Origin of the sequence: Streptomyces nanshensis (assembly GCF_001751255.1) — a bacterium.
Classification (GTDB): Bacteria; Actinomycetota; Actinomycetes; order Streptomycetales; family Streptomycetaceae; genus Streptomyces; species Streptomyces nanshensis_A.
Genome location: NZ_LJGW01000029.1, coordinates 1 through 5,970, shown reverse-complemented (window position 1 = coordinate 5,970; position 5,970 = coordinate 1). Strand labels below are relative to the sequence as shown.

Below are 5,970 nucleotides of genomic sequence, written 5' to 3'. Positions count from 1 at the left end.
ACGGCGGTCAGCGAGTCGAAGCCGAGGTCCTGGAACGCGCGGGAGGCGTCGATGTCAGCACCGTCGCCGTAGCCCAGTACGGCGGCGACCTCCGTGCGCACCATGTCGCGCAGCGACTCTAGGCGTTCGCCCTCGTTGAGGCCGCTCAGCCGCTGCACGAGCGAGACCGCCGTCTGCGACCCTGCCGCGGTGCGGCGTGCGCGGGTACGGATCAACCCCCGCAGCAGCGGAGGCACTTCACCCCGGGCACGGAGGACGGGCAGGTCGAGCCGCACCGGCACCAGCGCGGACGCGCCGGTGGCCAGCGCCGCGTCGAACAGCTCCAGACCCTCATCGACACCCAGCGGCGGTATCCCGGAACGTCCCATCCGCTCGGCGTCAGCGCCGGACAGCATGCCGGCCGCCCACGGCCCGAACGCCAACGCCGTTGCCGGAAGACCCAGTTCACGACGGTGCAGCGCCAACGCATCCAGGAACGCGTTACCCGCCGCGTAGTTGCCCTGGCCCGGCGTCCCGACAGTGCCCGCCACAGACGAGAACAGCACGAACGCCGACAGGTCGCGATCCCGGGTCAGTTCATGCAGATTCCACGCCGCGTCCACCTTCGGACGCAGTACGGCATCGACGCGCTCCGGCGTCAGTGAACCGATGACACCGTCATCCAGCACGCCGGCAGCGTGCACGACAGCACCGACCGCGTGCTGCGCGAACAGGTCCGACAGCGCCTCCCGGTCCGCCACATCACACGCCGCAACCCCGGCTTGTGCCCCCAACTCGGTGAGTTCGGCCACCAGTTCATCCGCACCCTCAGCCTCACGACCACGACGGGATACGAGCAACAGATCCCGCACACCATGCACAGACACCAGATGCCGCGCCACCAGCGCACCCAGACCACCCGTACCACCAGTGACCAGCACAGAGCCCTCGACCCCGGCCCAGACGACCCCGACACCCTCAGCGGACGTCACACGCGCCAGACGCGGAGCACTCATCTCGCCACCGCGCAGCATCAGTTGCGGCTCATCCACAGCGAGCGCCTGCGGAAGCGCAGCCACCGACTCCTCCGCACCGTCCACGTCCAAGAGCCCGAAGCGGCCCGGGTGTTCCGACTGCGCCGAACGCACCAAACCCCACACCGCAGCCGCCGCCGGATCCACACCCGACACCGCACCACGCGTCACAAACACCAGACGCGAACCCGCGAACCGCTCCTCAGACAGCCACTGCTGCACCAACTCCAGAACACGAGCCGCCGCCACGTGCGCGGATTCGGCCACGCGGTGGCCATCGGTCTCCCCTGCGACGGACACCAGCACCACGCCCGGTGCCGAGGTCTCCACGGAAGCCAGATCCGGCAGCACGTCCACCGCGACCCCGGCGTCACCGAGGACGCCGGTCACGTCGAGCGCGTTGGACTCGACCACGCCCGCCCATGTCGGCGCCGACACAGGCCGGACTTCCACCCACTCCACGTTGAACAGCGCTTCATGCCCGGCCACCGCGGCAGCGCTCAACTGTCCGTCGTCTGCTCGGGCCGTAGCCAACGCATCGACAGACGCCACGAGTTCACCGGAGACATCCGCGACGGTGACTCCGGTCTTGCCGTCGGGACGGCGGACGAGGCGCACTCGTGCCGTTTCGGCTCCGGTGGCGTGGAGGGTCACACCTTCCCAGACGAAGGGCACGCCGCCCGCGCCGTTCTCGACCGCACCGGCGGCGTGCAGGCCGGCGTCGAGCAGGGCCGGGTGAAGGCCGAAGCCGTCGACGGAGGTGCCCTCGGGCAGCGCGGCCTCGGCGAAGACCTCGCCGTCATCGCCCTGCCAGGCGGCCTTCAGGCCCCGGAAGACCGGGCCGTAGTCGAAGCCGGCGTCGGTGAAGCGGTCGTAGCAGTCACCCACGTCCACCGGCACAGCGCCCTCCGGCGGCCACACCGACGCGTCGAAGTCGCCTGCCGCGTGGGCTCCCGAAGGGCTCAGGGCACCGGAGGCGTGCTCCACCCAAGGCAGGTCTCCCCCGCCGTCGGGCCGTGCGTGTATGGAGACGGCACGGCGGCCGTCGTCGTCCGCAGCTCCCACCGACACCTGAAGTTGCACCGCACCCTGCTCAGGAATGACCAGCGGCGCGGCCAGCGTCAACTCATCGACACGGTCACAGCCCACCTCATCCCCGGCCCGGACCGCCAACTCCACAAACCCCGTACCGGGGAAGAGCACCTGCCCCCGCACACCGTGATCCGCAAGCCACGGATGCGAAGACAACGACAGCCGACTCGTGAACAGAACCGAGTCCGAACCCGCCACCTCCACGGCCGCGCCCAGCAGGGGGTGCTCCACCGACTCAAGACCGGCGGCGCGTACATCGCCGCGTCGTGTGGTGGCGGTCGGCCAGAAACGCTGATGCTGGAACGCGTACGTCGGCAGATCCACCCGCCGGGCACCCGTACCGTCGAAGACGCGGGCGAAGTCAACACCGCACCCGTCGACGAGCAGCCGAGCCGCAGCCGTCAGCGCAGCCGACTCCTCGTCCCGGTCCTTACGCAAGAAGGGAACCGAGGTGGCGTCGGGCGCGACCGCAGCGGCCATGGCCGAGAGCACACCGTCCGGACCCAACTCCACAAACACAGATACGTCTTGCTGAGCGAGCCATTCGACGCTGTCGCCGAAACGTACCGCCTCGCGAACGTGCCGCACCCAGTACTCAGGCGAAGCGATCTCCGCGACGTCCGCCACCCGGCCCGTCAGATTCGACACCACCGGAATACCCGGCGCCTCGAAGGTCAGGTCCTGGATCGCCGTGCGGAAGTCCTCCAGCATCGGCTCCATCAGCGGGGAATGGAACGCATGCGACACCCGCAGCCTGCGCGTGCGATGACCTTCCGCCTCGAAATGCGCCGCGATATCCGCTACTTCGCCCTCGACGCCCGCGACCACCACCGAGGTCGGTCCGTTGACCGCCGCCAGCGACACCCCGTCCGTCAGCAGCGGAACGACCTCGGCCTCGGCCGCCTCCACAGCGACCATCGCCCCACCCCCGGGCAACGCCTCCATCAACCGCGCCCGCGCCGACACCAGTTGACAGGCGTCCTCCAGGGAGAACACCCCGGCGACATGCGCCGCCGCGATCTCACCGATGGAGTGCCCGGCCAGGTAGTCGGGTTCTACGCCCCATGAGGAGGCGAGGCGGAACAGCGCGACCTCTATCGCGAACAGCGCCGGCTGCGCCCACCCCGTACGGTTCAGCAGCCCCTCATCCCCACCCCAGACGACGTCCCGCAACCCCGGATCCAGATGCGCCAGCACCGCATCGAAAGCCTCGGCGAAGACAGGGAAGCGGTCATACAACTCCCGGCCCATCCCCAGACGTTGAGACCCCTGACCCGAGAAGATGGCAGCCACGCCACCCAGGTCAGACGAGGCCACACCCCGCGCAGCCTCGACGATGCCCTCGTCCGAGGCCAGCAGCACCGCACGATGCTCGAACACCGACCGTGAGGCAGCCAACGAAAAACCCACGTCAACCCGCGAGTACTCCGGACGCGCTGCCGCAACAGACGACAGCGCATCAAGCTGCGCACCCAACGCCGCCTCAGACCGGCCCGACACCACCCACGGAACCACCGCAGGCACCAACGACCGCCCCTCGTCGCCCACTTGCTCCTCAGCCGGGACCGCCTCCACCTCGGGAGCCTGCTCCAGAATCACGTGCGCGTTGGTACCGCTCACGCCGAACGAGGAGACGGCCGCCCGACGCGCACGCTCGGTCTGCGGCCACTCCTTCTGCTCGGTGAGCAGCTCGACCGCACCGGCGTTCCAGTCGACGTGCGAAGAGGGAGCGTCTGCGTACAGGGTGCGCGGCAGAAGGCCGTGGCTCATTGCCTGCACCATCTTGATCACACCGGCGACACCCGCAGCCGCCTGCGTATGCCCGATGTTGGACTTGACCGAGCCGATGAACAGGGGCTGTTCGCGCTCCTGCCCGTACGTCTCCATCAGCGCGTGCGCCTCGATGGGGTCGCCGAGGGTGGTGCCCGTGCCGTGCGCCTCGACGGCGTCCACGTCGGACGGCGTCAGTCCGGCTCCGGCGAGAGCCTGCCGGATGACCCGCTGCTGCGACGGACCGTTCGGCGCCGTCAGACCGTTCGACGCACCGTCCTGATTGATAGCCGAACCACGCAGCACCGCAAGGATGTTGTGCCCCTTGCGCTGTGCGTCCGAAAGCCTCTCCAAGGCGATCATGCCGACGCCCTCCGACCAGCCCGTACCGTCGGCGGCGTCCGAGAACGCCTTGCAGCGTCCGTCCGCGGCGAGCCCGCCCTGCCGGGAGAACTCCACGAAGGCGTGCGGGGTGGACATGACGGTGACGCCTCCCGCGAGGGCCAGCTCGCACTCGCCCTGCCGCAGCGCCTGCGCCGCCAGATGCATCGCCACCAGCGACGACGAGCACGCCGTGTCCACCGTCACCGCCGGCCCCTCCAGGCCGAAGGTGTACGAGAGGCGTCCCGAGATCACGCTCGCGATAAGACCGGTGGAGGCGTGTCCCTCGTCCTCGAAGTTCGGGTCGAGCAGGTCGGCGTAGTCCTGTCCGTTGGTGCCCACGAACACGCCGGTGCGGCTGCCGCGCAGTGAGGAGGGGGCGATGCCGCCACGTTCGAGCGCCTCCCAGGACGTCTCCAGGACGAGCCGCTGCTGGGGGTCCATGCCGAGTGCTTCGCGCGGCGAGATGCCGAAGAATCCGGCGTCGAACTCGGCGGCGCGGGAGAGGAATCCGCCTTCGCCCGCCAGGCTCGACCCGGTTCCGCCGGAGGCGAGAGCGTCCAGGTCCCAGCCGCGGTCGGCGGGGAAAGGCGAGATGACGTCGCGCCCCTCGACGACCAACTCCCAGACCTGCTCCGGTGATTCGACGTCTCCGGGGAAGCGGCAGCCCATGCCGACTACGGCGATCGGCTCGTTGGCCTTCTGCTCCAGCTCCTGAACGCGTTCCCGAGCACGGCGGAGATCAACGGTGACCCGCCGCAGGTACTCGACAACCTTCTCCTGCTGTTCTTCCTGCACTGTCCAGCCTCATTTCCTGCTGCAAGAACCCGGAGCCCGCTCAGGGGAGATCGAGCAACTCGTCGTCGATGATGTCGAGCAGCCGATCGACGGAAGCGGCCTCGATGTCCGCTTCGGAGGGACCGCTGGTGCTCGGCGCGCCTTTGCGCAGGCGCGCGACGATCTCGTCCAGTCGTTCCTGGACGGCCTTGTATTCGGGGTCTCCTTCGGACACCGACCACAGCGAACTCTCGAACCGCTGCAACTCGCCGAGAACCGAACTCGCGGTCCTGGCCTCGCCGTTGCCGGACGCCACGGCCGACACGAGACGGGCGGTGAGGTAGTCGGCCACACCACGCGGCGTGGGGTGGTCGAAGACCACGCCCGACGGCAGGGGCATCCCGGCGGCACGCACAAGGCGGTTGCGCAGCTCCACTGCGGTCAACGAGTCGAATCCCTGGTCCCGGAAGGTCTTGTCGACGCTGATCGCTGCGGGCCCGGAATGNACGGTTGGCCGGAAGAGCCTCCGCATCCTGATAGCCCAGGGCGGCGGCGGCGTGTGTGCGTACCAACTCCAGCAGCTCACGCGAGCGTTCCGCCTCCGACAGCCCCGCAAGCCGCGCCCTCAGACCCGACTCACCACCACCCTCACCGGCACCGGCACCGTCCTGCGGACCGGCCAGCGCACGCCGCACCTGCGGAATCTCCGACAACAACGGGCTCGGACGCTCCGCNCTCAGACACCGCCTCACCCAGCACCCACAACGCCAACTCCGGCTCCATAGGCACCAGACCACGACGCTCCAAATGCCCGGCCATCACCTCATCCGCGGCCAGACCCGAGTCACCACCCCAAGCGCCCCACGCAAACGACGTCGCCGCCAGCCCCCGACCCCGCCGGAACTGAGCCAACCCGTCCAAAAACGCATTCGCCGCG

At 69.3% G+C, this 5,970-nt stretch carries 2 protein-coding genes and 1 pseudogene; all 3 read right to left on the bottom strand.

What is annotated here, in order from left to right; all coding sequences use genetic code 11:
• Nucleotides 1–5,012: pseudogene (locus AN218_RS01175) on the bottom strand (type I polyketide synthase); the annotation flags it as partial.
• An 82-nt stretch (nucleotides 5,013–5,094) separates the two neighbouring features.
• Nucleotides 5,095–5,565, bottom strand: a complete 471-nt coding sequence (locus tag AN218_RS01170; protein WP_079131709.1) for an acyl carrier protein — start codon at nucleotides 5,563–5,565, stop codon at nucleotides 5,095–5,097.
• Between the two features lie 116 nt (nucleotides 5,566–5,681).
• Entirely contained in the window at nucleotides 5,682–5,945 is a 264-nt protein-coding gene (locus AN218_RS34025; RefSeq protein ID WP_244900188.1) for a hypothetical protein, read from the bottom strand.
• Between the last annotated feature and the right edge of the window lie 25 nt (nucleotides 5,946–5,970).